Source organism: Kitasatospora sp. NPDC056651 (assembly GCF_042792155.1).
Lineage (GTDB): Bacteria > Actinomycetota > Actinomycetes > Streptomycetales > Streptomycetaceae > Kitasatospora.
The window spans coordinates 41,216-67,081 of the sequence record NZ_JBHTWX010000018.1; the positions used below are offsets into that span (position 1 = coordinate 41,216).

Genomic DNA, 25,866 nt, shown 5'->3' on the forward strand with positions numbered 1-25,866 from the left:
ACTGCCCGTGGTGGTCGCTGCCCGCAGCACCAGCGCGAGGCAGAGCAGCAGCGAGGCAGTGCGGCAGAGCGCGGCTACGACTCCCGGCGTTGGGCCCGGGTCCGGCGCGCATACATCTACGCCCACCCCTGGTGCTTGCTGTGCGGTCGGCCGGCGGTGGTCGCCGACCACTTCCCGGAGTCGCGCCGCTCGCTGCTCGCCCGAGGTGTCGAAGACCCGGACGCGTGGTCGCGCCTTCGTCCGCTGTGTACGCAGTGTCACGCTCGGGAGACTGCCGTCCACCAGCCGGGCGGATGGGCTGCTGAGCATGCCAAGCCGGTGACAGGGCTCTGACCTGCTGGTTTACCCACCCGGGGGACCCCCTTCCCGCCCGACCTTGACCGGGCGGGAGGAGAAAAAATCTAATGGCCAATTAGGACATTTTGATGGGTATCGCAATGCACAACGAGACCCTCTCGATGGCCTGAATTGCCAGGGAATGGCGACGTTGATTTGGCCACAACTCGCTTACTAAGCGCGGGAGTTGAGACAACCCCCGAGCGTTCGAACACAGTCACGCTGGAGCTTGGAGGCGATTCCGAGATATAGGAATGCTCCCCGAAGTCAAGTAAAAACAATTCTGCAACTAGGAGATCAAATCATGGCCCTTACCCTTGCCGAATCCGCGAAGCTCTCTACGGAAGACCTCCAGCGTGGCGTGATTGAGGCGTTCGTTCAGGAGTCGCCTATTCTCGACCGCCTTCCCCTCGTCCAGACCGAGGGAACGGCATACCGGTACAATGAGGAATCCGAGCTTCCCGGAGTTTCTTTTCGCGCCATCAACGAGGCGTACCCCGAGAGCGTCGGTGCGGTGAACTCCCGCATCGAAACCCTTGCAATCCTCGGCGGTGACTCCGATGTGGACAAGTTTCTCGTACAGACGCGCGGAAACATCAATGACCAGCGGGCGATTCAGGAGATACTGAAGGTCAAGGCCGCTTCGCTGCATTTTTCGGATCAGTTCTTCAACGGTGACACCGCAGTGGACCCGAAGGGACTTGACGGTCTGCGTAAGCGTCTGATCGGGCGGCAGGTGCTCGATGCGAAGGGAGTCGGCCCGGTTGCCAACGGATACGACTTCTTCGATGCCCTCGACGCGCTGACCGCGCAGGTTCGTGGGATTACCGGGCAGAACGGCGCGCTGTACATGAACGCAGCGATCCTGGCGAAGATCCGCTCCGGGTTCCGCCGACTCGGTGGCGCGGAGCTGCTGACGTCCGAGATCAACGGCAAGAAGGCCACCATGTGGAACGGCATTCCGATGCTCGACCCCGGTCAGAAGCTCGATGGTATGGACATTCTCCCGCTCGCGGTCGGTACCGGCGGTAAGGAAACTGGCGACATTTACGCGGTTCGGTTCGGCTCCACCGAGGCGGACGCCGGTGTCACGGGTCTGACCAATGGTGGAATCCAGGTGACCGACCTCGGTGAAGCGCACGACAAGCCGGTCTATCGAACCCGCATCGAGTTCTATTGCGGAATCGCGCTTTTCGGCGGCAAGGCGGCGGCGCGTCTGATGAACGTTCTCGCTGGCTGATTTAGAGGCATGGCAAAGGCCTCCGTCGCTACTTCCCTCGCGGGTTGTGGGGGCGGGGGCCTATTGGCATTTCCTCCTGGGATATGCCGAACGAGTTTTTCGGCTTTCGACTGGAAAGCCATCCAGAAGTTCGGCGACTTCGGGCACGTCGGTGAACTGCCCGAGCTTGGAGAGGATAATTCGGGATCTCTGGCTGGTGCGGTCGCTGGAGAGGCCAGCCGAGAGATCGAGCATTCGGCGCGCCTCTGCCGCTGCTTGCTCGGGCTCGTTGGCGTCCGCCAGGGCAACCACGAGCCAGGATAGGTAGAGCGCCACTTCGCGGGCATGTGTGGTGTCGTAGCGGCTGAGTACCTGGGTCAGCAGAGGGACGGCCCGAAGGGGGCGCCGTAGCTCCGTGTAGACGCGTGCGTCCATCACCTGTAGCTCTTCCTTGCTGACCCAGTAGGCCCATTTGGGGGCTTCGTCGGGGTGCTCGGCCGAAAGGGCTTGGTGCGCTTCTCCGAGCGCGCGCAAGGCCGGCTGCTGTTCCCCGAGCCGGGTATGCGCCCATGCCACCCGATCGAAATACAGTGCGCGCGTGGTCGGGTGTGCGGTTGGCCCTGCTTCGGCAAGCGCCGCTTGCGCAAGGCTCAGCCCTTCGCGCTCCTTGCCGGTGTTGCTGAGTTGGTAGGCGAGTGATCCCGCAAGGTTGCCCGCAAGCGTGTGCTCCTCGGCCTCCCGCGCGGCCGACAGGCCAAGTCGATAGGCGCGTTCGGCTTCGGGGTGCTTCCCGGCATCGCTGGCGATCCAGCCGGCGATCTGCCCCAACTCTCCAATTGCCACCAGCAGTTCACGGCCGACCTCTTCCGTGTGGCTGGTGTCTTGATAGAGCTTGACGGCTTTGGAGAGTTCCCGCATCGCGGGCTTGATCAGATCGCCGCCAGTGAGCACGTCATCGGCGAGGCGCAGCCCATGAACGCGGGCCGCAAGCCCCTCCGCAGTCTTGTGGTCGACGCGTCGCCCCCTTCCCGGAGTCCACAAACCCTCTCTCTCGGGCAAGTAACTCTCAATACTGGGAGGGTAGTTCGTATGGTCAGTGGGCCTCTTCCCGCGCGCCGACGCGGCGGCTTGGTCCAGCTCGACCAAGGGGACGTTGAAGGCCTCCGACAGGGCTGCCAGCCATCCGTCAGGGATGCGCTGGCCACGCTCCCATCGGCTGATTTCGTGTCGGGTCACGCTGCTTGTGCCGCTGATCGTGCAGAGCTTCGTTGCGAGTGCGCTTTGGCTCATGTGGCCGCGTAGGCGGCGCAGATAGGCCCCGAACTGGCGTCTCGCTTCTGTCGTCATCCCTGGCCCCCTCTCGGGCCAATCCTGGCCCACATCTGGCCCACAGCGTGGCCACTCCCAGAGATCAACGGACGGACCAAGGTGATCGGTACTGCCGGGACAGGGGATGAGTCAGCCCTGTACCTGGGCACTTCCGCGTAGGTCAACCCCCACACAGGATGGTGCGTCGAATGAGTGAGCCGCCGGTACCCCTCGAACCGGACGCCGAGCCTGCCCGGTGCAAGTGCGGCAAGCTGCTTCGCCCGGACCCGCCGACTCGCGAGGGGTTCGCCGGCTGGTCCTGCAACCCCGGGTGCGGGCGGTTCGGGTACCTGATGTCCCCGGACTACCGGGGCGATGACGACCGGGTCCAGGTCTGCGGCCGGAAGCACATCGCGAGCGTGCCCGCGTCGGCTGCCGCGTGACGTTCGACCGGCTGCGGTTCCTCGGCCGCACGTTCCGCAGCCTGATCTGCGAACCCCGGGTGACGTGGTCGTGGATCTGGGGCGCCTACCTTCAGTTCGCGCCTCCGGTCCTGTGGTTCAGTCCGGGGCGGCGACAGGCGGTCGCCTGGGCGAAGCAGGTGCGTGACGACGAACGGCGCGCTCAACAGGTGCTCGCGGAAGCGGCCCGGGACGCGGTGCTTGCGGAACTCGCCGCTGTGAAAGCCAGGTTGAAGGACTCGGCCGACCTTCACACCCTGGTCCGCGAGCTGGTCGCGGTACCCCATCACCGGGCCCGGACCAATCGTCCGCCGAACCGGCCCAACTAGCTCTCGTCCCGACCGGACGTCACGTGACAGGACCTCGGTCGGGACGGGCACCAACTCCCGTACTCCGCCCCGGGGAAGCCGGTCAGTGGGCGGACGTTCCGGTACGGGAATCCGGTCCCGTCCGTGCTCGCATCCCCCGTCGTGGACGGGCGGGACCACCACCTGAAGACCCCGCCCCGGGGACGGTTCACCTTGCTCGGTCAGCCGGACGGCCAGGGCGGGTCTCAACGCCCGGCATCCGGTCCGAGGGTGCCGTGCCGTGCCGGGTGAGCGCGTCGAGGGAACTGCTGCCCGCGTCGCGCACGCTGGCCCCCGCCGGATGTACTGACTCACGGGCGGCCGGGCCGGCGCCCGGAACCCGCCCCGGTCGGACAGCCGTCCAGGTGCCGACCGGGGCAATCCCACCATTATCGTTGGACGGTAACTCCCTTGAACGAAACCGACATTCGACGCCCCGAACGCTGGCTCAGGGCTGAGACGTTGATCACGAACTCGGATCAACGGGTTCTGCTCATGGTGCCCAGGAACCAGCCGAGCTTGCTGCTGCCCGGGGTCTACGTCCGCCCGGGGGAGCAGGTGGCGGACGCCGCAGTTCGCGGACTCGCCGAACAGACCGGCATGCATCGTGAGATCACGCACCATCTGGGCGTCGACCAGCACCCGGCCAACCCGGCGACCGGCGACCCCGAGGGCTTGACGATCGTCTGCGACGGCGGTGACGCGTCCCGCCTGGAGATGCGGCTGTTGGCCCAACGAGACGTCCCGGTCGGGGTATCCCGGACGCTCAGCGGGCACCAGTGGGTGCCGCTCGGCGATCTGGGCAACCATGTGGACCACTACAACGTGATGCGCATCCGGGCCGCCCTCGACATCCTGGACGGCGGGCTCCGTCAGCCGTTGCTGTACATCGGCCAGCCGGCGTCATCACGGCGGGATGCATGACGGAACTCGGCGAGATCCTGCTCCGCCACGCGCAGCAGGATGCTGGACCGCACGGCGAGTGGACGCGCGAACCGGGCGGCGATCAGGAGCGGGCAGTCGTCGCCGTGACCTACGATCCGGACGCCTGATCCGAACCCCGTCCGGGTTCGCCTGGGCGGGGCTCCGCCGCGTTCGGTGCTGGTCGTTCTTCTGGTCGGACCACGGTCGACCCCTTGCCCCAGCGGGTGGTGATGAGACCCCGTTCCCGGAGTGCTTCGAGCGCGCGGCGGATCGTCATCCGGGCCATTTCGAACCGGGCGCAAAGCTCCGCTTCGGACGGAAACGGGCTCTCGTCGTGCAAGCCCTCTTCGATCTCGCGACTCAGCACGTCGACCACTACCTGATACGGCGGGCGTTGGCGCGGGCGCTTTTCTGGGGTCTCGGACATGGCAGCAGGGTAGACAACGGTCGAAACCCGGACCACTTAGACAAGTAGACGTGTAGACAACTTAGACAGGTGGGGCTACCTTCGAATCCCAACCGAATACGAAACCCCGGCGACGAGGGCGGTTGCAGCCGCTGATTCGTCCCGGGGATGGCCCTAGCTTTCTCGGAGCTAAGACATGACTCAGCTTATCGTCCTGGCTGCACTCTGGGTGCTGCGCTTGCTACTGCCGGCTGGCGGAAAGCACCGTGCCCCGCAGCCTCCCGCGGCCCCCGCCCCGATGCTCGTTCCCGAGCCGTCGACCCCTGCCCCGTACGAACCGACCCCGGAGCCGGACCGCCTTTCCATGGGCCCGCTCGTCCGCCCGTACATTGACCACGGTGCGTGGCTCGCCGAGCTGGACGAGATGCAGCGCGAGTACGAGAAGCAGCGGGAGCGCCGCGAAGCACTGTGCGCGGTGGCCGAGGGGCGACCGGACACCGGGTACACCTACCCGGGCGCGCACACCCTCGGGGCGGTGGCGTAATGACCCTCGCTGCTACCGAACGGCCGACCTGCGGCGCCCGTCGCCCCGGATGGGAGACCGGACCCGCGATCGGCCGTCACCGAATCCCCTGCGTGCTCGACCCGTTCCACGGGGGCGACCACATGAACGCCTTCGGGGAAGAGTGGCCCAGGATCGCACGGCCCCACTGCGCCCGGTGTAAGCGGGAAGCCCTCGCCCCGGTCCCGATCGACCACCAGGAAGCCGCCAGTGGCCCCGGGTACACCGTGTGGGCGTGCTCGCCGACCTGCCCGAAGTAGTACCCCCTCGCCCCGTCCGGCACTGACCCGGGCGGGGCACTCTCCGCTCTATCGCAGAACCGCTAATACCAAGCCTCCGGAGATCCGGAGGGCAACGAGTTCTGCGTCGAGCGCAGCCAGGCCGAGCGGGTCGCCACCGGCGACGCCTGATCGACCGGATCAGTCCGGCCACTCGCCCACGGCCGCCCGCCAGTTCCACGAGGACTCGCGCGGGCGGCCGTTCAGTTCCCCGCGCCCGGTGCACCAGAGCAGGACCTCCGCCGGGTGGGCGTCCGGCTCCTTGGGCGCGTGCGGGAAGAGCCGGTCGAGCACCAGGCGGCACAGCTCGGCGGGCGGCTGCCAGGGCAGGCCGAGGCCGCGGGTGATGTCGTGGGTGTGCAGCAGGGTCTCGGCGACCCCCATCGCGGCGAAGCCCGGCGGATCGCAGGGCCCGTGGTGGTAGGCGCGCAGCTCGGGTGGGGCGGCATCCAGGGCGGTTCGTACGGAGTCGCCGGTGCGCATGATCACTCCTCGGGCCGGGTGTCACACGATAGGCCCAACGCCCGGGCCCGCGCCGAGAGTCCGTCCGATAATCGATCCTGTCCGACGCCATCCCGCACATCCATCGCACCCGGGCAGGTACCCCATGGCCACAATCGCCGTGATCGGCGCCAACGGCACAATCGGCAGCGCCCTCGTCACGGAGGCGGCGGCACGCGGGCACGAGGTCACCGCCGTGGTCCGCGACCCGGACCGCTACCGGGGCGGGGCCGCCACCGTGGAGCGCGCGGACGTCCTGGAGCCGGCGGACGTGGCCCGGGTCGCGGCCGGCCGGGACGTCCTGGTGAGCGCCGTCGGCGGCGGCGACGGCCCGGGCCACCTCGCGCTGATCGAGCCCGCCGCCCGCTCCCTGGTCGAGGGCCTGCGCCGGCTGGGCGGGGCGGCGCCCCGGCTGATCGCGGTCGGCGGGGCGGGCAGCCTGGAGACCGCGCCGGGCGTGCGGGTCTGGGACGCCCCGGGTCTGCCGGAGCCGGTCCTCCAGATCATGCACGCGCACGGCGCGGCGCTGGACTACTACCGGACGGTCTCCGACCTGCCCTGGACGGTGCTCAGCCCGGCCGCCGAGATCGGCCCGGGGGAGCGGACCGGCCGCTACCGTACCGGCCTGGAGCAGCTGCTCACCGACGCCGAGGGACGCAGCCGGATCTCGGTGCCGGACTACGCGGTCGCCCTGGTGGACGAGATCGAGCAGCCCGAGCACATCGGCGAGCGCTTCACCTGCTGCTCCTGGTGAGGGCGCTGCTCCTGGTGAGGGCGCCGCTCCCGGTGAGGGCGCCGCTCCCGGTGAGGGCGCCGCTCCCGGGGAAGGCCCCGAGCGCGTCAGCCCAGCTGGACCGAGCGCTTGGCCAGGCCCATCCAGAACCCGTCGATGACGCTGCGCTGGCTGTCCAGGTCGGCCTCGCCCGCCCCGAGGGTGACGAACAGCGGCGCGAAGTGCTCGGTGCGCGGGTGGGCGAGCCGCCCGGCCGGGGCCTTGCGTTCGAAGTCGAGCAGCGCGTCCAGGTCGTGGGCCTCCAGGGCACGCCGTCCCCAGTCGTCGAACTCGGCCATCACCGAGCTGATCCGCCCGTCGCTGCTGAGCGCCCGCAGGTTGTGGGTGAAGAAGCCGCTGCCGACGATCAGCACGCCCTCGTCGCGCAGCGGGGCGAGCTTGCGGCCGATCTCCATCAGCCGCTGCGGGTCGAGGGTGGGCAGCGAGATCTGGAGCACCGGGACGTCGGCGTCCGGGTACATCTCCACCAGCGGGACGTACGCGCCGTGGTCGAGCCCGCGGTCGGGGATGTCCTGGACGGGCGTGCCGGGGGCGCGCAGCAGTTTGCGCACGCGCTCGGCGAGCTCCGGTGCGCCGGGGGCCGCGTACTGGACCCGGTAGTAGTGCTCCGGGAAGCCCCAGAAGTCGTACACCAGCGGGAGGGTGGTGACGGCGCCGAGGGCGAGCGGGGCCTCCTCCCAGTGCGCGGAGACCATCAGGACGGCCTTGGGCTTCGGCAGCTCGGCGGACCAGGCGGCCAGCTCGCCCGGCCAGATCGGGTCGTCGGCCAGCGGCGGAGCGCCGTGCGACAGGTACAGGGCGGGCATGCGCTCGGGGGCCGCGGCGCTCATGGCGTCCTCCTCGGAGGTTCGGAGAGGTGGTCGAGGATTCGGAGAGTTAGTTCAAATTTGAACGTCTACTGCGATCGACGGTACACCTTCGTTCGAATTTGAACAACAGGAGTAGGATCCACCCCATGTCCCCACTGAGCGAACCCCGCTGGCTGGACCCGGACGAGGCGGCCGCCTGGCGGGGCTTCGTCACCGCGAGCAACCTGCTGAACCGGCGGCTGGAACGCCAGCTCAAGGAGGACTCCGGCCTCTCCCACCAGCAGTACGAGATCCTGGTGCACCTGTCCGCCGCCCCCGGCGACTCGCTGCGGATGACCGAACTGGCCGACAATCTGGTCACCTCCAAGAGCGGTCTGACCTACCAGGTCACCCAGCTGGAGCGGATGGGCCTGGTCGCCCGCCGCTCCTGCCCCAGCGACGTCCGCGGCGTCATCGCCGAACTCACCGACCAGGGGCGGGAGATGCTGCGCCAGGCCGCGCCGGGGCACGTCGCCCTGGTACGCGAGCTGCTGATCGACGTGCTCAGCCGCGAGCAGCTCGCGGTGCTCGCCGAGGGCCTCGGCGCGGTCAGCGCCCGGCTGCGCCTGGAGGAGTGAGGGCCCGCGGGGCTCCCGGTCCCGCCGGGCCCAGCCCTGTCGGACCCGGGGTCCTGTCCTTGGCCCCGCAGGGTCCCTAGCCCCGCAGGCCCGCCGCCCGTTCCAGCAGCAACTCCCGCTCCCGCTCGTTGCGGGTCAGCCCCGCCGCCCGCTCGAACTCCGCCCGGGCCTCCGCCGCCCGCCCCAGCCGGGCCAGCAGATCGCCCCGCACGCTCGGCAGCAGGTGGTAGCCGCGCAGCGCGGGCTCCGCCGCCAGCTCGTCCACCAGCTCCAGCCCGGCCGCCGGACCCCGGTCCATCGACACCGCCACCGCCCGGTTCAGCGCCACCACCGGGGACGGCGTCAGCGCCAGCAGCCGCTCGTACAGCGCGGCGATCGTCGCCCAGTCGGTGTCCGCGTAGCGCCGCGCCTTGGCGTGGCAGGCCGCGATCGCGGCCTGCACCGCGTACGGCCCGGTGCCCGCCCGCTGGAGGGCGTCGAAGCCGCGTCGGATCAGCAGCCCGTCCCAGCGGGCCCGGTTCTGCTCGGCCAGCAGCACCGGCCGGCCGTCCGGCCCGGTCCGGGCGGCCGTGCGCGAGGCCTGGAACTCCAGCAGCGCGGCCAGCCCGTGCGCCTCCGGCTCGGCCGGCATCAGCGCGGCCAGCACCCGGGCCAGCCGCAGGGCGTCCTCGCACAGCCGGGGGCGGAGCAGGTCGTCCCCCGCGGTCGCCGAGTAGCCCTCGTTGAAGACCAGGTAGATGACCTCCAGCACCGAGGAGAGCCGCCGGGCCCGGTCCTCCCCGTACGGCACCTCGAACGGCACCCCGGCCTTCGCCAGCGCCCGCTTCGCCCGGACGATCCGCTGCGCCACCGTCGGCTCGGGCATCAGGAAGGCGCGGGCGATCTCCGGGGTGGCCAGCCCGCCGAGCAGCCGCAGGGTGAGCGCGATCCGGGCCTCCGCCGAGAGCACCGGGTGGCAGGCGGTGAAGATCAGCCGGAGCAGGTCGTCGTCGATGTCGTCCGGCCCGGCGGGCTCCGGCGCCGGCACGTCCTCCAGCGACCGGCCCACCTCGGCGAGCTTGCGGCCGTAGACCTCCCGGCGGCGGACCAGGTCGATCGCCCGGTGCTTGGCGGCGGCCGTCAGCCAGGCGCCCGGGTTGTCCGGGACGCCCTCGCGCGGCCACTGTTCCAGTGCGGCCACCAGGGCGTCCTGGGCCAGCTCCTCGGCGATGCCGACGTCCCGGACGATCCGCGCGGCCCCCGCGATGATCCGCGCGGACTCGATCCGGAACACCGTCTCGACGGCCGTCGCCGCCTCCCTCTGCGTCACGGCCACCCATCAGAGCAGCCGGGGCGGAGGGAGGCAAACGCGGGCACGGCCGTTACTTCGGCGGCTCCGGCATCTCGTCGATCTGCCGGACCTCCGCCTCCACCGGCCAGTGCACGGGGTGGGCCTGGAGGAAGCGCCGGGTCCACTCCAAGGCCTCGGCGCGGTCCTTGCACTGGAGGAGGGCGTAGCCGCCGACGACCTCCTTGGTCTCGGTGAACGGTCCGTCGGTGTAGCCGATCTTCCCGTCGGTCCAGGACAGCCGGGTGCCCTGGGAGGTCGGGGTCAGCCCGGCGGTCTCCAGCATCACCCCGGCCTTGGTGATCTCCTCGAACAGGGCTCCCATCCGCTGCTCGAAGCCCGGGTCCGGCGCCCAGCCGCCGCGGGCGTTCTCGTCGATGCGGATCAGCGTCATGAAGCGCGGCATGGTGACTCCTCGGTCGTGCGGGCGGGGCCTCTCCCCGCCTCTCACCCCTGCGTCGAACGGGCCGGCGCCGGATCGACACCCGCCGCGAAGAATTCTTCCGCCACTTTCCGATCCCCGCCCGGGGCCAGCAACTGCGAGCTGAATGGGACTCCATCCATCGCATCTGCGAATGGCTGGGCCGTGGACCGGGTAGTGCTCCTGCGGGTCACGGCGCGGTGGCCCGGAGGAGGGAACGCCCATGTCCCCGGTGAGACCGACCGTCCGCCTGCACGGCCACCTCGACCGCCCCGCCGAGCTGACGGTCGCCGAGCTGCGGGCCCTGCCCGCCCACCGGGTCGAGGCCGGCTTCGACTGCCTGACCTCGGGCGAGCAGCGTCACGGCTACGAGGGCCCGGCGCTGCTGGACGTGCTGCGCGAGGCCCGGCCCCGGATCGACTTCTCCGGCCGCAAGCAGCGGCTGCGCTTCCTGCTCTCCGTGGTCGGTGCCGACGGGCACCGGGCGGTGGTCTCCTGGGCCGAGATCGACCCGGACTTCGGCGGCCAGCGCATCCTGCTCGCCACCAGCGCGGACGGCGCCCCGCTGGACGCCGTCGGCCCGCAGCTCGTGGTGCCCGGCGACCACTGCGGCGCCCGCTACGTCAGTGCCGTCACCGCGGTCTGGCTCGGCCCCCTCGGCGACCCGGCGCACCCCACCGGCTGACGCCGGGCCGCTCGCGCCGCCGGGCCCGCCCGCCGCGGGTCGGAAGAGCCGAACGGGGGGCGCGCGGAAGGGTCGGCGAAAGGGCCGAACGGCACTCCCAAATCACTCGCCGGAGCCGGATTTCCATGCCAACATGCCCCATATGGGGACGATTCTGCACGGCACCTTGGTCACGCTCCGCCCGGCCACCGGCGAGGACATCCCGGACCTCGCGGCCATCCGTGGCACGCCCGAGGTGTTCGCCCGCTGGCGGGGCGGCGACGACCTGGCCGACGAGGTCGCCAACGACCTGGAATCGCCCGGCACCGAGACCTTCGCGATCGACCTCGACGGCAAGGTGGTCGGCGCCATCCAGTGGTACGCCAACAACGACGACGAGTACCGCCACGCCGGCATGGACCTCTACCTCGACCCGTCGGTGCACGGCATGGGCCTGGGCACCGACGCGGTGCGCACGATGGCCCGGCACCTGGTGCGCGACCACCACTACCACCGCCTGGTGATCGACCCGGCCGCGGACAACCTCGCCGCCATCCGCTGCTACGCCAAGGTCGGCTTCCACACCGTCGGCACCATGCGCCAGTACGAGCGCGGCCCGGACGGCACCTGGCACGACAACCTGCTGATGGACCTGCTGGCGGACGAACTGGTCGAGGAGTAGGGGGAGCGGCCCCGGCGTCAGGCCGGGGTGGCGGGCGGCGGGCAGCCGCAGGAGCGGCGGACCACCAGCTTGGCCGGGAAGGTCCGGGCGCCCCGGGCCCGGCGCTCCGGTCCGCCGAGGACGAGCTCCAGCGCGGCGCGGGCCATCTCGTCCTGCGCCGTGGTGACGGTGGTCAGCGCGGGCCCGGCGATCACCGCCTCGGCGATGTCGTCGAAGCCGGCCACCGCGAGGTCCTCCGGCACCCGTATGCCGAGGTCGTCGGCGGCCCGCAGCAGGCCGATCGCCTGGTCGTCGGTCGCGCAGAACACCGCGGACGGCCGGTCGGGCCGGGCGAGCAGGGCGAGCGCCTCGCGGTGCGCCCGGACCCGGTCGAACGGCGCCGGGACGAGCCGTCCCTCGGTGGGCAGCCCGGCCTCCTCCAGCGCGGCGACCCAGCCGGCCGTCCGCCCGGTGAGCGGGTCGTGCGGGCTGAGCGCGAGGGTGCCGCCGAAGCAGTGCACCTCGGAGTGCCCGTGCCCGAGCAGGTGGCGGACCACCTCGCGGGCGCCGCCCTCGTCGTCCGCGACCACGGCGACGCCGTCCTCGCTCTCCGCCCGGTGGTGCAGCAGGACCACCGGGGTGCCGTCGGCCACGTCGAAGCCGGTCAGTCCGGGGGTGGCCGGGTCCTGGGTGACCAGGATCAGACCGTCCACCTGCATCCCGAGGAACGCCCGGATGTAGTGCGCCTCGCGCTCGTCGGCGTAGTCGGAGTTGCCGATCAGGAGCAGCCGGCCGTGCTCGGTGGCGGCCTGCTCGACGGCGTGGGCGAGCCCGGCGAAGAACGGCTGGCGGGCGTCCGGCACGACCATCCCGAGCAGGTCGGTCCGTCGCCGGGCCATCGCCTGGGCGACCCGGTTCGGTCGGTAGCCGAGCTCCTCGACCGCCGCGAGCACCCGCGCCCGGGTCGCCGGCGCCACCGGCCGCGGCCCGTCGTTGATCACATAGCTCACGACCGCCGTGGACGTCCCCGCCACCCGCGCCACATCGTCCCGCGTCACCCTCGCCATGACCGTTGAGCCTACACAGCCCGCCGATCCGCCCCGATCGGCGCGTTTTCCGGGCCCGCGCGGGGCTCGCTGCCGGACTGCGCGGCGTTCTTCCGGGCGGAACCGCCGGTCGCGGTCGGGCCGACCGCGGTCGTGGTGCGCGGGGCCCGGATCGAGGGCGGGCGCGGGGAGCAGGCGGGAGTCAGTAGGCATGGTCCGCCGTGACGTCCGCCGAGAGGCCGAGGGCGCGTTCGGCGCGGGGGCCGCGCAGGGCCAGCAGGGTCTGCGTGAGCGCGTCCACGACGGCCAGGTGGGCGAGCCGGCTGGCGGTGGTCTCCAAGCCGAAGACCAGGTCCTGCCCGCCCGCGACCAGGGTCAGGGTGGCCGTCTCGGTCAGCGGCGAGCGGGCGTAGCTGGTGAGCGCCAGCACCTCGGCGCCGGCCTCGCGGGCCGAACGGGCGGCGTCCACCACGCCGCGGGTGGCACCGGTGTGGCTGACGGCCAGGCAGACCGTGCCGGGCCCGAGTCCGGCGGCGGCCAGCTGCGCGGTGATCGGGTCGGCCGGGGCGTCCACCAGCACGCCGAGCGCGCGCAGCCGGTAGGCGAGGTCGAGCACCACCGCGCCGGACAGCCCGGCGCCGAGCAGTACCACCCGGCCGGCGCCGTCCAGCAGTTCGGCGGCGGCCCGGAGGTCGGCTGCGGGGAGGGTGGCGGTGAGGCCGTCCAGGGCGGCCCGGGCGGCGCGCAGTGTCTCGGCGAGCGCCCGGGCCGCGGGACCGCCCTCGTCATCGGCGGGGGAGGGCGCGGCGGCGGGGGCCTGCCGGGCGGCGGCGATCTTCAGCTCCTGGTAACCGCGGAAGCCCAGCCGCTGGCAGGCCCGGACCACCGAGGAGGGGGCGGTGCCGGCCAGCGTCGCGACGTCGCTGACGCTCAGGTGCACCAGGTCCGCGCCCCGGTCGAGCACCACCTGGGCGACCCGGGCCTCGGTGCCGCGCAGCTCTCCGAGCCGGGCCCGGATCTGCGCCGCCAGCCGGGATTCCAGGGGCGTGAAAAATTCGGAACGCTTTTCCATGGATCCAGGGTACCGTGGAATCCGGTTCCAAGCCCGCCGGTTTCCGGCAGGCCGTTCGAGGGAGGTCCGTGATGTCCGGAGGCGTACCGGCCGTGCCGGTGGCGGTGCTCGCGGCGGCCGTGCTGCACGCCGTCTGGAACGGGCTGGCGCACCGGATCCCCGACAAGCTGGTCGGCTTCACGCTCATCAACCTGACGTACACCGCGTGCGCGCTCGTCCTGGTGGCGCTCAATCCGCTGCCCGCCGCCGCCTCCTGGCCGTACCTGCTGGCCTCGGTGGCGGTCCAGGTGACGTCCACGGTGCTGCTGCTGCGGGCCTACCAGCTGGGGGACTTCGGCCAGATGTACCCGATCGCCCGGGGCAGCGCGCCGCTGCTGGTGGCGCTGATCTCTGTCACCGTGCTCGGTCAGCACCTGGGCGTGGGCGAGCTCCTGGGCGTGCTGGTGATCTCCTGCGGCCTGATCGGGCTGGCCTTCGCCCGGGGGATACCCGGGCGGGCGCAGCTGCCCGCTCTCGGGGCCGCGGCCGGCACGGGGGTGATGATCGCCGTGTACACCGTGCTGGACGGCAGCGGCGTGCGGGAGTCCGGGACGGTCGGCGGGTACGTGGCCTGGCTGTTCCTGCTCCAGGGGCCGCTGCTGGCGCTGATCGTCCGGGTCCGGCGCGGCCGTTCGCTGCTCGCCGGGGCGGGCCGGGCGGTGCCGCTGGGAATCCTCGGCGGGGTCCTCTCGCTGACGGCGTACGGGCTGGTGGTCTGGGCACAGTCCCGGGGCAATCTGGCGGCGGTGGCGGCGCTGCGCGAGACCAGCATCGTGATCGCCGCGCTGATCGCGACCGTGGTGTTCCGCGAGCGCCTCGGCAGGCTGCGGCTGACGGCCGCGCTCACCGTGCTGGGAGGGATAGCCGTCCTGGAGCTCGCCCGGCCCTGAGTGGCTGTGTGGCCTGAGTGGCCTGTGTGGCCTGAGTGGCCTGAGCTGCCGGGGCGCGGGCGAGGTCCGGGACGGGTGGCTAGGCGGCGTCGGGCACGACCACCGTCAGCGAGGTCTCCTGGTGCCGGAAGCCCAGCGCCTCGTAGACCCGGCGGGCCGGGTTGCCCTCGGTCACCACCAGGGTGATGTCGGCGAGCCCGCGGGTGGCGGCGTCGCCGATCGCCCGGCGCAGCAGGTCGGCGCCGAGGCCGCGGTAGCCGCGTTCCGGGTGGCGGAAGACATCGGCGACCCACGGCCGGCCGTCGCGGTCGGTGATGACCAGTCCGGCGACCACGCGGTCCTCGGCGTCCACCGCGAGGAGGCTGGAGGGCAGCACCGGGCCGATGGCGTTCCCGGCGAGCAGCGGGGCGATCCGCTCGGCCAGCACCTGGGCGTCCTCACCCGGGTAGTGGTCGACGTGGTCGGGGTCGAAGGCGGCCCGCCAGGCCTCGTACAGCTCCTCGGGCGCGCGGTCGCAGGGCACCGCCCGCAGGCCCTCGCGCAGCGGAGTCCCGGCCCAGTCGGCGGGCGGGGGATCGGCGCGCAGGTCGCGGCTGAACGTGTGGGCGTGCCGCAGCACCCGGGCGCCGTGCGCCACCAGCTCCTGACCGAGTTCCGGGGAGCCGGAGACCACCCAGCCCGGCAGCTCGGCGCGGACGAATCCGGCGGCGTCCACCGACTCGTCCAGGACCTCCAGGAGATCGGCCCAGGGCCGCCCCTCCCGCTCGTCCAACAGGTAGCGCAGCACCGGCTCGCCGTCGGCACCCCGCTTGACCACCCAGTCCTCGGCCATGGCCCACCCCACAATCGTGTGATCGTCCGTCGGCGGCCCATGCTCACCGAGGCCCCGTCCGTGGGCAACCGGTTTTTCGTGGCGCGCCGGCCGGCGGCCGCCGGGGACCCGCCGTCCGGGCCCCGACCCACCGGGCCTCGACCCACCGGGACTCGACCGTCGGCCACGGGTGTGTCAGGACACCACCGCCGCCCGCAGGCAGAGCACGTCCGGCAGGTGGGAGATCAGCAGCGACCAGCTCTCGCCCTCGTCATGGCTGCCGTACACGTCGCCGGTCCGGTTGCCGAAGTAGATCCCGGCCGGGTCGGCGTCGTCGGTGCGCAGGGCGTCGCGCAGCACGATGCCGTAGTGGTCCTCGCCGGGCAGGCCCTGGGCGAGCTGCTCCCAGCTGGTGCCGCCGTCGGTGGTGCGGAAGACCCGGCAGCGGCGGCCGGGCGGGATGCGGTCGTCCGCGCCGCCGAGCGGGAAGAGGTAGGCGGTGTCGCCCCGGCGCGGGTGGGCGGCCACGGCGAAGCCGAACTCGGCGGGCAGCCCGTCCACGATGGAGCGCCAGCTGCCGCCCCAGTCGTCGCTGCGGTAGACGCCGCCGTGGTTCTGGAGGTAGAGCCGGTCCGGGTGGGCCGGGTCCGGGGCGATCTTGTGCACGCACTGGCCGAACTCGGGGTACTGGCTCTCCTCCGGGAAGAACTCGGCGCGCAGACCGGTGTTGGAGGGCTCCCAGCTGTCGCCGCCGTCCTTGCTGCGGTAGACGCCGCCGCTGGAGACGGCGACCAGCAGCCGCTGCGGGTCGCGCGGGTCGGTCAGGACGGTGTGCAGGCCCTGGCCGCCGTAGCCGGCACCCCACTGCGGTCGCTGCGGGTGGTTCCAGAGCGGCTCGACCAGCGCGAAGGTCTCACCGCCGTCGGTGGAGCGGAACAGCGCGGCGGGCTCGGTGCCGGCGTAGACGACACCGGGGGCCTCCGGCCCGGCGGGCTGGAGCTGCCAGACCCGGGTGAGCGAGGCGCCGGTGGACTCGGGGAAGCGGATGGCCGGCTGCGGCGGCTCGAACCAGTTCGCGCCGAGGTCGTCGGAGCGCCAGACCGACGGACCCCAGTGGCTGCTGTCGGCCCCGACCAGCAGTCTGGTCCGGCCGTCCCGGCGGTCGACGGACATCGAGTAGATCGCGTTCATCGGGAAGTGCGGCCCGCTGAACTCCCACGTCAGCCGGTCGCGGCTGCGGCCGAGAAAGAGGCCCTTCTCGGTTCCGACGGCCAACAGCACCTCGTTCATGCCTCACACCACCTGGTCACGCGCACGGCCCCCGGGACGACCCCCGAATGCCAGTGTCCCGCCGACCACCGACGGCCACATCTCGCCGCGCCGGTCACCCGGGAGGCCGACCGGCGCGCAGGTCGGCGGGCAGGCCGGTGAGCGGAGGCCGATGGAGGCGGGCAAGCCGGTGCGCGGAGGCCGATGGAGGCGCGGAGGCCGGCGGGCACGCCCGGGTGGCCGCCCGCCCGCCCGGGCTCACCCCCGGCAGCCCTCCAGCAGCCGCAGCCACACCTCGCTGATCGTCGGGTACGCGGGCACCGCGTGCCAGAGCCGGTCGATCGGCACCTCGCCGACCACCGCGAGGGTCGCCGAGTGCAGCAGCTCGGCCACCCCGGGGCCGACCAGGCAGGCGCCGACGATCACCTCCCGGTCCAGGTCGAAGACCACCCGGGCGCGGCCGCGGTAGTCGTCGGCGTAGAGCGAGGCCCCGGCGACGGAACCGATCTCGTGGTCGACGGTCTTCACCCGCAGCCCGGCCTCCTCGGCGGAGGCCTCGGTGAGGCCGACGGCGGCGACCTCCGGCTGGGTGAACACCACCTGGGGCGCGCCCGCGAGGTCGGCGGAGGCAGCGTGCGCGCCCCAGCGCGAGGTGTCCAGCGGGCGCCCCTGAACGCGGGCGGCGATCGCCGCACCGGTGATCCTGGCCTGGTACTTGCCCTGGTGGGTGAGCAGCGCCCGGTGGTTGACGTCCCCGGCGGCGTAGAGCCACTCGCCGTCGACGCCCAGCACCGTGCAGCTGTCGTCCACCTCCAGCCAGTCGCCCGGCTTCAGGCCGACCTGCTCCAGCCCGATGTCGGCGGTGCGGGGGGCCCGGCCGGTCGCGTACAGCACCTCGTCGGCCGTCAGCGTCCCGCCGTCGTTCAGGGTGAGGGTCACCGGCCCCGAGCCGTCGGCCCGCTCCAGCGCGGTGACCTCGGTACCGAAGCGCACGTCCACCCCGGCCGCCCGCAGGCCGTCGGCGACCAGCTCGCCGGCGAACGGCTCCATCCGGGGCAGCAGGCCGCGGCCGCGCACCAGCAGCACCACCTCGGAGCCGAGCGCCCGCCAGGCGGTGGCCATCTCCACCCCGACGACCCCGCCGCCGACCACCGCCAGCCGCCCGGGGACGCTCTGCGCACCGGTCGCCTCCCGGTTGGTCCAGGGGTGGACCCCGGCGAGCCCGGGCACGTGCCCGGGCAGCACCGGGCGGCTGCCGGTGCACACCGCGACGGCGTGCCGGGCGGTGAGCACCCGCTCGCCGCCGTCCTCGGCCTCCACCGTCACCGTCCGCACCCCGGCCAGCCTGCCGTGGCCGCGGACCAGCTCGATGCCGGTGTCACGCAGCCACCGCACCTGGCCGTCGTCCTTCCAGTCCGAGGCGAACGAGTTCCGCCGGGCCAGCACCGCGTCCGGGTCCAGCCGTCGGTCGCCGACCGCCTCCCGGGAGCCGGCCACCGCCCGGGCATCGGCCAGCGCGGCCACCGGGCGCAGCAGTGCCTTGCTCGGCATGCAGGCCCAGTACGAGCACTCGCCGCCGACCAGTTCGGCCTCCACGATCACGGTGCGCAGCCCGGCGGCGACGGTCCGGTCGGCCACGTTCTCGCCGGTCGGGCCCGCCCCCAGGACGATGACGTCGTACTCCTCGGCGGTGCTGGTCATGCCCGGTCCTCCGTCGTCTCGATGGCCGCCCCGGCCCGTACGGCGGGGGCGGCGGGCGGGTGCCCGCAGTGGTCGAACAGCCGGGTGCGCCGCTCCGTGCGCGGGGCGCCGGGCGAAGCGCCGGGCGGCGCGCCCCCACGGCGGAGCGGTCGCGGCCGGTTCCGGTCACGTACCCGAGCCTGGCCCGGACCGCCTCCGACGGCCACTTCGGGGGGTGGCCGCGCTCGCCGCCCGCGCTTCCTCGGCGGCGCGTCCGCGCGGGGTGCGGAAGCCGAGCGGGGTACGCGGCCGGGCGGCCGGCCCGGGGCCCCGGGCCGCCTCGAACCCCGGTACGGCGGCGGGCGGTTCGGTACGGCTCGGCTGCTCGCTCACGGGGCCCGCTCTCCGCTCGGGTACGGCGTGGGCCCCATCCTGCCGAACCGGGCGCGGTCGCGCGACGGGCGGACACGCCGAGGGCGCCGTCGGAACAGCGGGGGACGCGGACGGAACAGGCCGTGCGCCCCGAGGCGGAGCGCACGGCCTGTTCCGGCAGGGCTCAGAGCGCGGCGAGCTCCGCCAGCACCGCAGCGGTGTCGGCCGGGCGGGAGAACATCGGCCAGTGCCCGGTGGGCAGTTCGCGCAGTTCCCAGTTCGGCCCGGCCAGCCCGGCGAAGAACGGGTGCCCGGCGGCGATCAGCTCACGGATCCGGTCGAGCGGGAAGGAGCAGGAGACCATCGCCTGCGGCAGCTCCGCCCCGGCACCGGTCAGCCGCAGCCGGTCGCGGAACGCCCCGGCGGGTTCCGGGGTGGCGAGGGAGCGGAACCGGGCGAGGGCCGCCTCGTCCAGCCCGGCCACGCTCGAACCGTGCTCGGCCAGGTACTCCCAGGACGGCATCGGGAGCCGGCCGTCCACCACCGAGGTGTCCGCCATCCGCTGGAAGTCCGGCTGCCACAGCTCGTACACCGACGAGCCGTCGGTCATCGGGCCGCTGTCCAGGTAGACCACCCGGCGGATCCGCTCCGGCATCCGGTCCGCGAGCCCGCCCACCGGGGCGCAGGCGCCGCTGTGGGCGACCAGCACGACCTCCCAGAGGTCCTCCCGGACCAGCAGCTCGGCCAGGTCGGCGATGTGCTCCTCCAGTCCGGATCCGCCGTCCTGGCCGGCCCGTTCGGCCAGCCCGGGCAGGCTCACGGCATGGACGAGGTGCCCGGCCGCGCGCAGCGGCGCGGCCACCTCGTCCCAGGCCCAGGCGCCGAGCCAGAACCCGGGGACCAGTACGAACGTGCTCATGGCGGATCACTCCTTGATCGGGGGGGGGGGGGTGTGCGGGCGGGGCAGCTGCGTCCGGGAGGGGCGCACGGGGCGGGCTTCGCCCGGTGGGGCCTCCTCCACCGCCGACTCTAGGATCGAATCCGGACAGAAGTCGCCCGGATTTCCCGCCCGCACCGCCACGGGTGCGGCGGTAGGCCGGCACGGAGAAGGAAGGAGCGCCCGGTGGAGCACCCGGTGGAGCATCCGGTCAGCCGCGTCCTCGCCCTGCTGGAACTGCTCCAGGACCGCCCCGGCCTGACCGGCGCCGAACTGGCCGCCCGGCTCCGCGTGGACGAGCGCACCGTCCGCCGCTACGCCGCCAGGCTGGCCGAACTCGGCATCCCCGTGCAGGCCGAACGCGGCCGCTACGGCGGCTACCGCCTGCGGCCCGGCTACCGGTTGCCGCCGCTGATGCTCAACCCGGACGAGGCCGCCTCCGTCGTGCTCGGCCTGCTGGCCGGCCGCAGCTCCGGCCTGTCGGTGGGGGAGGGGGCCACCGAGACCGCGCTCGCCAAGATCCAGCGGGTGCTGCCCGCGCCGCTGCGCGAACGGGTCGCCGCCGTCGAACAGACCCTCGGCCTGACCGCCACCCCGGCCGCAGGCCCCGGCCCGGCCGCCACCGCGCTGTTCACCCTGGCCGGGGCGGCCCGCGGCAGGCGCCGGGTGCGGCTCGGCTACCGCGACCGCGAGGACAGGCCCAGCGAGCGCGAGTTCGACCCGTACGGGCTGGTCTTCCACTCCGGCCGCTGGTACACCACCGGGCTCGACCACCGCAGCGGCGAGCCGCGGACCTTCCGGCTGGACCGGATCACCCGGGTGGAGCAGGGCGAGGAGGGGTTCGATCCGCCCGAGGACTTCGACCCGGTCCAGCGGGTGGTGGAGTCGCTGGCCGCGGCGCCCTGGCGGCACCGGGTGGAGGTGGAGCTGGAGACCACCCTCGCCGAGGCCCGCCGCCGGCTGCCGCCCGCCGCCGGAACGCTCACCGAACTCGCCGGTGACCGGGTGCTGCTGCGGGCCCGGGCGCAGAACCTGGACGGCGTCGCGGCGCTGCTGGCCGGCCTCGGGTGGCCGTTCACCGTCCGCGAGCCCGCCGCGCTGCGCGCCGAGGTCAGAGCCCTCGCGGCCCGGCTCGCCGCCTGGGGCGCGGAACCCGCCTGACCGGTCCGGACGAGGCCCCGGACGTGCCGGAGGCCCGGGGAGGCGATGCTCTCCGGGCCTCCGCCCTACCGGATCAGGCCTGGCCGCCGGCCGCCTGCTCCTCGGCGACCTTGCGCTTCACCTCGGCCATGTCCAGGCCGCGGGCCTGCCCGATCAGGTCCTCGAACACCGCCTCCGGCAGCGCGCCGGGCTGCGAGAAGACGAGCACGCCCTCGCGGACGATCGCCAGCGTCGGGATCGACTGGATGCCGAACGCGGCGGCCAGCTCCTGCTGCGCCTCGGTGTCCACCTTGGCGAAGACGAGGTCCGAGTGGCGCTCGGCCGCCTTCTCGTACACCGGGGCGAACTGGCGGCACGGCCCGCACCACCCCGCCCAGAAGTCGATGAAGACGAAGTCCTTGCCCTCCGGGCCCGGGACGATGTCGTCGAAGTTCTCCTTGGTCAGCTCGACCGTGTTGCTCATCTCGTGATTCCTTCCCTTCGGGAGGTGGTGGCGGCCAGGCCATGTAGCCGCCACAACGGCCCGGGTCGGCGGGGTATTCCGCACACTGCCGACGCCCGGTTGAGCAGCCGGCGGCCGCCGCCCGTATCGGAGGGTGTCCGGCCCGTCCCGACCCTTCCCACCGGGGGAGGCACCCCATGCACAGCACTACCCGCGCCCGTCGGACCGTCCTGCTCACCGCGTCCGGCCTCGCGGCGGCCGCCCTGATCGCCGGCTGCGGCTCCTCGGGCGGCTCCTCCGGCCACTCGGCGGCCCCGAGCGCCCCGGCGGGCGTCACCATGCGCACCGCCCAGGACCCCAGGCTGGGGACCATCGTCACCGACGGCGCCGGCTTCACGCTCTACCGCTTCGACCAGGACGGGAACAACCCGCCGGAGTCGTACTGCAACGGCGGCTGCGCCGTCATCTGGCCGCCCGAGCACGCCGACGGCCACGTCACGGTCAAGGGCATCGACAGCAAGCTGGTCGGCACCGTCACCCGCTCCGACGGCACCAGGCAGGTCACCCTGAACGGCTGGCCCGCCTACCGCTACTCGCCGGACGCCAAGCCGGGGGACACCAAGGGCCAGGGTGTCGGCGGCACCTGGTTCGCGCTGACCCCGGGCGGCGGCAGGGCCGGCGCACCGGGCGGCTCCATACCGAGCCCGTCGGCGCCCGGCGCCCCGGGCTACTGACCGGTGCCCACCGTCGCCCAGGAGGCCCGGGTGCGCAACGATGAAGTGGTGACCGAGGAGCACCCCGTCGGCCGCGCGGGCGGCCACGGTACGGGGGCGCCGGACGAGGATCTGATGCGCGCCCTGTACCGGGAGCACGCCGGTCCGCTGTTCGGGTTCGTGCTCCACCTGGTCGCCGGGGACCGGCAGCGGGCCGAGGACGTCGTACAGGAGACGCTGGTCCGCGCCTGGCGGAACATCCACCGGCTCGACCCGGCGGCCGGCTCGCTGCGGCCCTGGCTGGTCACGGTCGCGCGGCGGATCGTGATCGACGGCCACCGCAGCGCGCTCGCCCGCCCGCGCGAGGTGGACGCGGCGGCGCTGGAGCAGCTGCCCGCCGAGGACGAGATCGACCGGGCGCTGCGGATGATGACCGTCGCGGACGCGCTCGGCGATCTCTCGCCCGCGCACCGGGAGATCATCGTCGAGACCTATCTGAAGGGCCGCACGGCCAACGAGGCGGCCGCCGAACTCGGCATCCCGGCCGGGACGGTGCGCTCGCGGGTGTTCTACGCGCTGCGCTCGCTCAGGCTCGCCCTGGAGGAACGGGGAGTGACATCGTGACCAAACGCCCCGGCCCCGGCTCCGACCCCGGCTCCAACCCCGGTCCCGGTCCCGGTTCCGGCCCCGGCCCGGAGCACGTCGACGTCGGCGCCTACGTCCTCGGCCTGCTGGAAGCCGCCGAGCACGCCGCCTTCGAGCGGCACCTCGCCGACTGCCCGCAGTGCGCCGAGCAGGTGCGTGAACTCCGCTTCACCGAACCCCTGTTGGCCGAGTACGCGGCCTCCGCCCGGGCCCTCGGCGCGGACCCGGCCGGCCCCGCCCCGCGGCCGGATCCGCGACTGCTGGACCGACTGGTCGCCGAGGTCGGCACCGCCCGGCACCGTGGCCGGGTGCGACGGCTGGTGCTGGCCCTGGCCGCGACCGCGATGGTGGCCGCGGGCCCCGCCGTCACGGCCGCGGTGCTCACCGCCGACAACGCCCCCGCCGTGGTCGCCGCGGCCGAACAGTTCAGCGCCACCGACCCGGCCACCGGCGCGCACGCCACCGTCGGCCTGGACGGCACCACCTGGGGCACCCGGATCAGTCTCCGACTCTCCGGTGTCCAGGGCCCGTTGACCTGCCGACTGGTCGCCGTCTCGCGCGGCGGCGAGCAGCAGACGGTCACCACCTGGTCCGTCCCGGCGGGTGGCTACGAGGGCCGGGACACCACGGTGCGCACCACCGGCGGCGCGGCGCTCCAGCCCGGCGACATCGACCACTTCGAGGTCCGTGTCCAGGGCGGCGGAGCGCTGCTCGTCGCGGTCCCGGCGCACCACGCCTGACATCCGGCGGATCGTGCGGGCCGGGCCCGCCGCTGTCGGCCGGTCAGGCCGGAGGCTCCGCGTCCAGCGCCCGACCGAGCGCGGCGGTGACGGCGGCGGCGTACCCGGGCAGCTGCCGCTCGGCCCGACTCGCGGCCAGGGAAAGGAAGTCACCCAGGTCCCGCTCGACCCCGGCGAGCAGTCGGCGCAGCTCCTCCACCGGCAGTTCGACCACCGGGCCGTCCGGCTTCTCCGGGTCCTGGGTCAGCCGGACGATCCGGCCGAAGCGTTCGGCCCGGGCGGCGGGGTCGTGGCCGAACCAGGTGGTGCCCGAGCCGTCCGTCACGTCCAGCCAGTCGCGCCAGTCCTCCAGGCCGTTGCAGCAGCCCGGTTCGAAGACGGTGCCGGTCGCGGAGTCGGCCACCACCAGGCCGCCCGGGGCGTACGGGTGCGGCTCGGTGAGCAGCCCGTGCAGGAAGGCGCCTAGCGGGTCCGCCGGCCGGGGGCCGCGCTCGTCGGGCTGGTCGGGGGAGGGCTCGACGTCGTTGCAGCCGGCCAGCCGCCACACCGCCGTGCCCACCTCGGCCGGCGTCAACCGCCCGTTCAGCGTCAGCTCGGACGGGTCGTGGTGGCCCGTCGGCCAGAGCGTGAAGCCCTCGGGTGGGTAGATCTCCAGGACCGGTCGGATCGACATCATGGGCCGATCTCGCGCCTGGACAGCCGACCTGACCAGCGGTTTCATCGCACGTCGGCGACGCCCGGGGCCGCCCGGTCCGCCTCGGCGTCGATCCGTACGCCCGCCAGCCGGTGCATCCGCCGGCCGAGCAGGGCGGCTCCGGTGACCTTCAGCGTGGCGCGGCCGTGGCCGATCAGGGCCCGGTGGCGCAGGTGGCGGTAGCCGGCGGGCAGTTCGCCGGTGCGGCTGGCGCCCTGTTCGGGGTAGCTGTAGTCGTTCATCGATCGGTCTCCGAGGTGGTGGTCCGGGCGGTGGTTCCGGTGGTCCGGGCGGTGGTTCCGGCGGTGGTCCGGGCCGCGGCGAGCCGGCGCCAGGCGAGCAGGGCGCAGAGCGCGAAGCCGAGCGCGTTGCCGACGCCGTGGGTGGCGGCCATCCAGGTCAGGGTCGGGTGGGGGAACCCGGCGGCCCGGCCGAGCGCCCACCACAGGGCGAGCAGCATGGTGAGCGCCAGGACGGCGGAGGAGGCGGTGAGCAGCCGGGCGGTGGCCCGGGCGCCCGCGCGGGCGCGCAGTTCGCGCCAGGTGACCAGGCCGACCAGCCACATCCCCGCGCTCAGTACGGCGGCCCCGGCGAACTGCCACCAGTCGCCGAGGAAGTAGCCGGCCAGTACCAGCAGGGTGCCCGCCGGGACGCTGAGCGCCGCGCAGCGGGCGGCGGTGGAGTCCGGGCCGGTGGCGCGGCAGACCAGCCCGGCGACCAGGGAGGCGGTGAACCCGGCGTAGTGGAAGTGCGGGACGGTCAGTGCCAGGACGTGCGGCTCGAAGCCGAACAGCGGGTAGCCGGAGCGTTCGGCGACCAGGGCGATCCCGGCCACCGAGGGCGCGGCGAGCGCGGTGAGGACGGCGACCTCGGCGGGCGCGAGCGAACGGGTCCGGGCGAGCCGCAGCGGCGCGTGCAGGGCGATGGCCAGCGTGCCGAGCGCGTAGGGCGCGGCGGAGCCGGCGGCCGGGCCGCCGACGGGCAGCCAGAGCGAGAGCGCGCCGGGTACCGCGGCGAGCGGCCAGAGCCGCCGGATCCGGGTGAGTCCGGGCTCGTCGATCAGCGCGAGGCCGAGCGGGACGACGGCTCCCATGCCGAGCAGGACCAGCAGGTCGACCAGTTCCGTGGTGCCCTTTCCCATGGCGCTCCCACCTCCTTGAACGCGTTCAAATACCCCCGTCGCCGACTCTACGCGACCTCTTGAACGCGTTCAACTCTGTGTCGGAGGCCGCCCCCGTCCGGCTGGCCTGGTGTTCGCCGGGGGTGCGGCGCACCCTGGAGGAGTAACCGATGGAGGTGATCCGCCATGAAGACTCTGGTCGGTTGGCACATCGAGATGGAGTTCCGCGAGGAGGGGCCGCGGACCAGTGCGGCCGCGCTGCTGCGGCTCGGCGACGGGAGTGAACTGCGAGCCCACGGCTACAGCAGCCGGCATCCCTCCGACCCGGACCAGCTGCGGGTCGGCGAGGAGATCGCGGGGGCGCGCGCGCTCAACGAGCTCGCCTCGCAGCTGCTCACCAAGGCCCACGGTGAGATCCAGGAGGTCAGCCCGGTCCCGACCCACCCGCTGTCCTGACCCCTCGGCGGCCGGGCAGTGCCCCGGGAAAGCCGAGCGCCGGGGCCGCCCGTCCCCGGGGCCCCGGCGATCGGTGTCTCGGTCCTCCGTACGCTCGGTCTCTCCACCCTCCGTACCGGCCACCCTCCTTACCGGCTGGGTGAAG

32 protein-coding genes are annotated in these 25,866 nt (G+C 73.3%); 16 read left to right on the forward strand and 16 right to left on the reverse strand.

Annotation, left to right across the window (positions count from 1 at the left end; translation table 11 throughout):
- The first annotated feature begins 640 nt into the window (after positions 1 to 640).
- The gene (locus tag ACFRAR_RS10255) at positions 641 to 1,576 is read left to right on the forward strand and encodes a major capsid protein (RefSeq protein ID WP_380696878.1); all 936 of its coding nucleotides are present in this window, start codon (positions 641 to 643) and stop codon (positions 1,574 to 1,576) included.
- A 60-nt stretch (positions 1,577 to 1,636) separates the two neighbouring features.
- Here the strand turns inward: ACFRAR_RS10255 and ACFRAR_RS10260 are convergent, their stop codons facing one another.
- A complete protein-coding gene (locus tag ACFRAR_RS10260) occupies positions 1,637 to 2,902 on the reverse strand; it encodes a helix-turn-helix domain-containing protein (protein WP_380696880.1) in 1,266 nt (421 codons plus the stop codon).
- 170 nt (positions 2,903 to 3,072) lie between these two features.
- Here ACFRAR_RS10260 and ACFRAR_RS10265 point away from each other — a divergent pair, with 170 nt between their 5' ends.
- From ACFRAR_RS10265 to ACFRAR_RS10280, 4 genes are all read left to right on the forward strand, one after another.
- Positions 3,073 to 3,306: a hypothetical protein gene (locus ACFRAR_RS10265; protein ID WP_380696882.1), complete on the forward strand. Its 234-nt coding sequence runs from the start codon at positions 3,073 to 3,075 to the stop codon at positions 3,304 to 3,306.
- Positions 3,303 to 3,653 (forward strand): hypothetical protein, encoded by a 351-nt coding sequence (locus tag ACFRAR_RS10270; protein WP_380696884.1) that lies wholly within the window; start codon positions 3,303 to 3,305, stop codon positions 3,651 to 3,653. The genes ACFRAR_RS10265 and ACFRAR_RS10270 overlap by 4 nt, the downstream gene beginning before the upstream one ends.
- A 429-nt stretch (positions 3,654 to 4,082) precedes the next feature.
- A complete protein-coding gene (locus ACFRAR_RS10275) occupies positions 4,083 to 4,595 on the forward strand; it encodes an NUDIX domain-containing protein (RefSeq protein ID WP_380696886.1) in 513 nt (170 codons plus the stop codon).
- The gene (locus ACFRAR_RS10280; RefSeq protein ID WP_380696888.1) at positions 4,592 to 4,723 is read left to right on the forward strand and encodes a hypothetical protein; all 132 of its coding nucleotides are present in this window, start codon (positions 4,592 to 4,594) and stop codon (positions 4,721 to 4,723) included. Before ACFRAR_RS10275 ends, ACFRAR_RS10280 begins: the two co-directional genes overlap by 4 nt.
- Here the strand turns inward: ACFRAR_RS10280 and ACFRAR_RS10285 are convergent.
- Positions 4,705 to 5,022 carry a GntR family transcriptional regulator gene (locus ACFRAR_RS10285; RefSeq protein WP_380696890.1) on the reverse strand — a complete coding sequence of 106 codons (318 nt, stop codon included), beginning with the start codon at positions 5,020 to 5,022 and terminating at the stop codon, positions 4,705 to 4,707. The two genes, ACFRAR_RS10280 and ACFRAR_RS10285, sit on opposite strands and share 19 nt — an antisense overlap.
- Positions 5,023 to 5,365: 343 nt before the next feature.
- Between ACFRAR_RS10285 and ACFRAR_RS10290 the strand changes: the two genes are divergently transcribed.
- Positions 5,366 to 5,545: a hypothetical protein gene (locus ACFRAR_RS10290; RefSeq protein WP_380696892.1), complete on the forward strand. Its 180-nt coding sequence runs from the start codon at positions 5,366 to 5,368 to the stop codon at positions 5,543 to 5,545.
- Between the two features lie 437 nt (positions 5,546 to 5,982).
- Here ACFRAR_RS10290 and ACFRAR_RS10295 read toward each other — a convergent pair whose 3' ends face one another.
- Positions 5,983 to 6,324: a hypothetical protein gene (locus tag ACFRAR_RS10295; RefSeq protein ID WP_380696894.1), complete on the reverse strand. Its 342-nt coding sequence runs from the start codon at positions 6,322 to 6,324 to the stop codon at positions 5,983 to 5,985.
- Positions 6,325 to 6,448: 124 nt separating this feature from the next.
- Between ACFRAR_RS10295 and ACFRAR_RS10300 the strand changes: the two genes are divergently transcribed.
- Positions 6,449 to 7,096, forward strand: coding sequence for an NAD(P)-dependent oxidoreductase (locus ACFRAR_RS10300; protein WP_380696896.1), 648 nt, complete (start codon positions 6,449 to 6,451; stop codon positions 7,094 to 7,096).
- Between the two features lie 86 nt (positions 7,097 to 7,182).
- Here ACFRAR_RS10300 and ACFRAR_RS10305 read toward each other — a convergent pair whose 3' ends face one another.
- On the reverse strand, positions 7,183 to 7,965 hold the full coding sequence (locus ACFRAR_RS10305) for a dioxygenase (RefSeq protein ID WP_380696898.1): 783 nt from the start codon (positions 7,963 to 7,965) through the stop codon (positions 7,183 to 7,185).
- A gap of 134 nt (positions 7,966 to 8,099) precedes the next feature.
- Here ACFRAR_RS10305 and ACFRAR_RS10310 point away from each other — a divergent pair, with 134 nt between their 5' ends.
- Positions 8,100 to 8,561 (forward strand): MarR family winged helix-turn-helix transcriptional regulator, encoded by a 462-nt coding sequence (locus ACFRAR_RS10310; RefSeq protein WP_380696976.1) that lies wholly within the window; start codon positions 8,100 to 8,102, stop codon positions 8,559 to 8,561.
- A 76-nt stretch (positions 8,562 to 8,637) separates the two neighbouring features.
- On the opposite strand, the gene ACFRAR_RS10315 is transcribed toward ACFRAR_RS10310, so the two are convergent.
- On the reverse strand, positions 8,638 to 9,870 hold the full coding sequence (locus ACFRAR_RS10315) for an RNA polymerase sigma factor (protein ID WP_380696900.1): 1,233 nt from the start codon (positions 9,868 to 9,870) through the stop codon (positions 8,638 to 8,640).
- A gap of 52 nt (positions 9,871 to 9,922) precedes the next feature.
- Positions 9,923 to 10,294: a YciI family protein gene (locus ACFRAR_RS10320; RefSeq protein ID WP_380696902.1), complete on the reverse strand. Its 372-nt coding sequence runs from the start codon at positions 10,292 to 10,294 to the stop codon at positions 9,923 to 9,925.
- 238 nt (positions 10,295 to 10,532) lie between these two features.
- Between ACFRAR_RS10320 and ACFRAR_RS10325 the strand changes: the two genes are divergently transcribed.
- Both ACFRAR_RS10325 and ACFRAR_RS10330 read left to right on the forward strand, forming a co-directional pair.
- A complete protein-coding gene (locus tag ACFRAR_RS10325; protein ID WP_380696904.1) occupies positions 10,533 to 10,994 on the forward strand; it encodes a molybdopterin-dependent oxidoreductase in 462 nt (153 codons plus the stop codon).
- 142 nt (positions 10,995 to 11,136) lie between these two features.
- Positions 11,137 to 11,655, forward strand: coding sequence for a GNAT family N-acetyltransferase (locus tag ACFRAR_RS10330; RefSeq protein WP_380696906.1), 519 nt, complete (start codon positions 11,137 to 11,139; stop codon positions 11,653 to 11,655).
- Positions 11,656 to 11,672: 17 nt separating this feature from the next.
- Here ACFRAR_RS10330 and ACFRAR_RS10335 read toward each other — a convergent pair whose 3' ends face one another.
- Positions 11,673 to 12,701: a LacI family DNA-binding transcriptional regulator gene (locus ACFRAR_RS10335; RefSeq protein WP_380696908.1), complete on the reverse strand. Its 1,029-nt coding sequence runs from the start codon at positions 12,699 to 12,701 to the stop codon at positions 11,673 to 11,675.
- Positions 12,702 to 12,882: 181 nt separating this feature from the next.
- The gene (locus tag ACFRAR_RS10340; protein ID WP_380696910.1) at positions 12,883 to 13,752 is read right to left on the reverse strand and encodes a MurR/RpiR family transcriptional regulator; all 870 of its coding nucleotides are present in this window, start codon (positions 13,750 to 13,752) and stop codon (positions 12,883 to 12,885) included.
- Positions 13,753 to 13,823: 71 nt separating this feature from the next.
- Here ACFRAR_RS10340 and ACFRAR_RS10345 point away from each other — a divergent pair, with 71 nt between their 5' ends.
- Positions 13,824 to 14,681: an EamA family transporter gene (locus tag ACFRAR_RS10345; RefSeq protein WP_380696912.1), complete on the forward strand. Its 858-nt coding sequence runs from the start codon at positions 13,824 to 13,826 to the stop codon at positions 14,679 to 14,681.
- Positions 14,682 to 14,760: 79 nt separating this feature from the next.
- Here the strand turns inward: ACFRAR_RS10345 and ACFRAR_RS10350 are convergent, their stop codons facing one another.
- The 4 genes from ACFRAR_RS10350 to ACFRAR_RS10365 form a co-directional block, all read right to left on the reverse strand.
- On the reverse strand, positions 14,761 to 15,513 hold the full coding sequence (locus ACFRAR_RS10350; RefSeq protein ID WP_380696914.1) for a GNAT family N-acetyltransferase: 753 nt from the start codon (positions 15,511 to 15,513) through the stop codon (positions 14,761 to 14,763).
- Between the two features lie 174 nt (positions 15,514 to 15,687).
- Entirely contained in the window at positions 15,688 to 16,782 is a 1,095-nt protein-coding gene (locus ACFRAR_RS10355) for a WD40/YVTN/BNR-like repeat-containing protein (RefSeq protein ID WP_380696916.1), read from the reverse strand.
- A 237-nt stretch (positions 16,783 to 17,019) separates the two neighbouring features.
- Positions 17,020 to 18,462: a dihydrolipoyl dehydrogenase family protein gene (locus tag ACFRAR_RS10360; RefSeq protein WP_380696918.1), complete on the reverse strand. Its 1,443-nt coding sequence runs from the start codon at positions 18,460 to 18,462 to the stop codon at positions 17,020 to 17,022.
- 535 nt (positions 18,463 to 18,997) lie between these two features.
- A complete protein-coding gene (locus tag ACFRAR_RS10365; protein ID WP_380696920.1) occupies positions 18,998 to 19,732 on the reverse strand; it encodes an alpha/beta fold hydrolase in 735 nt (244 codons plus the stop codon).
- A gap of 204 nt (positions 19,733 to 19,936) precedes the next feature.
- Here ACFRAR_RS10365 and ACFRAR_RS10370 point away from each other — a divergent pair, with 204 nt between their 5' ends.
- Positions 19,937 to 20,911, forward strand: a complete 975-nt coding sequence (locus tag ACFRAR_RS10370; RefSeq protein WP_380696922.1) for a helix-turn-helix transcriptional regulator — start codon at positions 19,937 to 19,939, stop codon at positions 20,909 to 20,911.
- A gap of 73 nt (positions 20,912 to 20,984) precedes the next feature.
- On the opposite strand, the gene ACFRAR_RS10375 is transcribed toward ACFRAR_RS10370, so the two are convergent.
- Positions 20,985 to 21,374: a thioredoxin domain-containing protein gene (locus tag ACFRAR_RS10375; RefSeq protein ID WP_316520422.1), complete on the reverse strand. Its 390-nt coding sequence runs from the start codon at positions 21,372 to 21,374 to the stop codon at positions 20,985 to 20,987.
- A 176-nt stretch (positions 21,375 to 21,550) separates the two neighbouring features.
- Between ACFRAR_RS10375 and ACFRAR_RS10380 the strand changes: the two genes are divergently transcribed.
- From ACFRAR_RS10380 to ACFRAR_RS10390, 3 genes are read left to right on the forward strand one after another with little or no spacing between them, the layout of a single operon-like run.
- A complete protein-coding gene (locus tag ACFRAR_RS10380; protein WP_380696924.1) occupies positions 21,551 to 22,087 on the forward strand; it encodes a hypothetical protein in 537 nt (178 codons plus the stop codon).
- Positions 22,088 to 22,132: 45 nt separating this feature from the next.
- A complete protein-coding gene (locus ACFRAR_RS10385; protein ID WP_380696978.1) occupies positions 22,133 to 22,690 on the forward strand; it encodes a sigma-70 family RNA polymerase sigma factor in 558 nt (185 codons plus the stop codon).
- On the forward strand, positions 22,687 to 23,451 hold the full coding sequence (locus ACFRAR_RS10390; RefSeq protein WP_380696926.1) for a zf-HC2 domain-containing protein: 765 nt from the start codon (positions 22,687 to 22,689) through the stop codon (positions 23,449 to 23,451). The genes ACFRAR_RS10385 and ACFRAR_RS10390 overlap by 4 nt, the downstream gene beginning before the upstream one ends.
- Before the next feature lie 43 nt (positions 23,452 to 23,494).
- Here the strand turns inward: ACFRAR_RS10390 and ACFRAR_RS10395 are convergent, their stop codons facing one another.
- Genes ACFRAR_RS10395 through ACFRAR_RS10405 form a run of 3 tightly spaced genes read right to left on the reverse strand, consistent with a single transcriptional unit; the run spans position 23,495 to position 25,286 of the window.
- Positions 23,495 to 24,127, reverse strand: a complete 633-nt coding sequence (locus ACFRAR_RS10395) for a hypothetical protein (protein ID WP_380696928.1) — start codon at positions 24,125 to 24,127, stop codon at positions 23,495 to 23,497.
- Between the two features lie 41 nt (positions 24,128 to 24,168).
- A complete protein-coding gene (locus ACFRAR_RS10400; RefSeq protein ID WP_380696930.1) occupies positions 24,169 to 24,387 on the reverse strand; it encodes a DUF1990 family protein in 219 nt (72 codons plus the stop codon).
- Positions 24,384 to 25,286: a YndJ family protein gene (locus ACFRAR_RS10405; RefSeq protein ID WP_380696932.1), complete on the reverse strand. Its 903-nt coding sequence runs from the start codon at positions 25,284 to 25,286 to the stop codon at positions 24,384 to 24,386. The genes ACFRAR_RS10400 and ACFRAR_RS10405 overlap by 4 nt, the downstream gene beginning before the upstream one ends.
- 165 nt (positions 25,287 to 25,451) lie before the next feature.
- Here ACFRAR_RS10405 and ACFRAR_RS10410 point away from each other — a divergent pair, with 165 nt between their 5' ends.
- Positions 25,452 to 25,721: a DUF1876 domain-containing protein gene (locus tag ACFRAR_RS10410; RefSeq protein WP_380696934.1), complete on the forward strand. Its 270-nt coding sequence runs from the start codon at positions 25,452 to 25,454 to the stop codon at positions 25,719 to 25,721.
- Positions 25,722 to 25,866 lie beyond the last annotated feature (145 nt).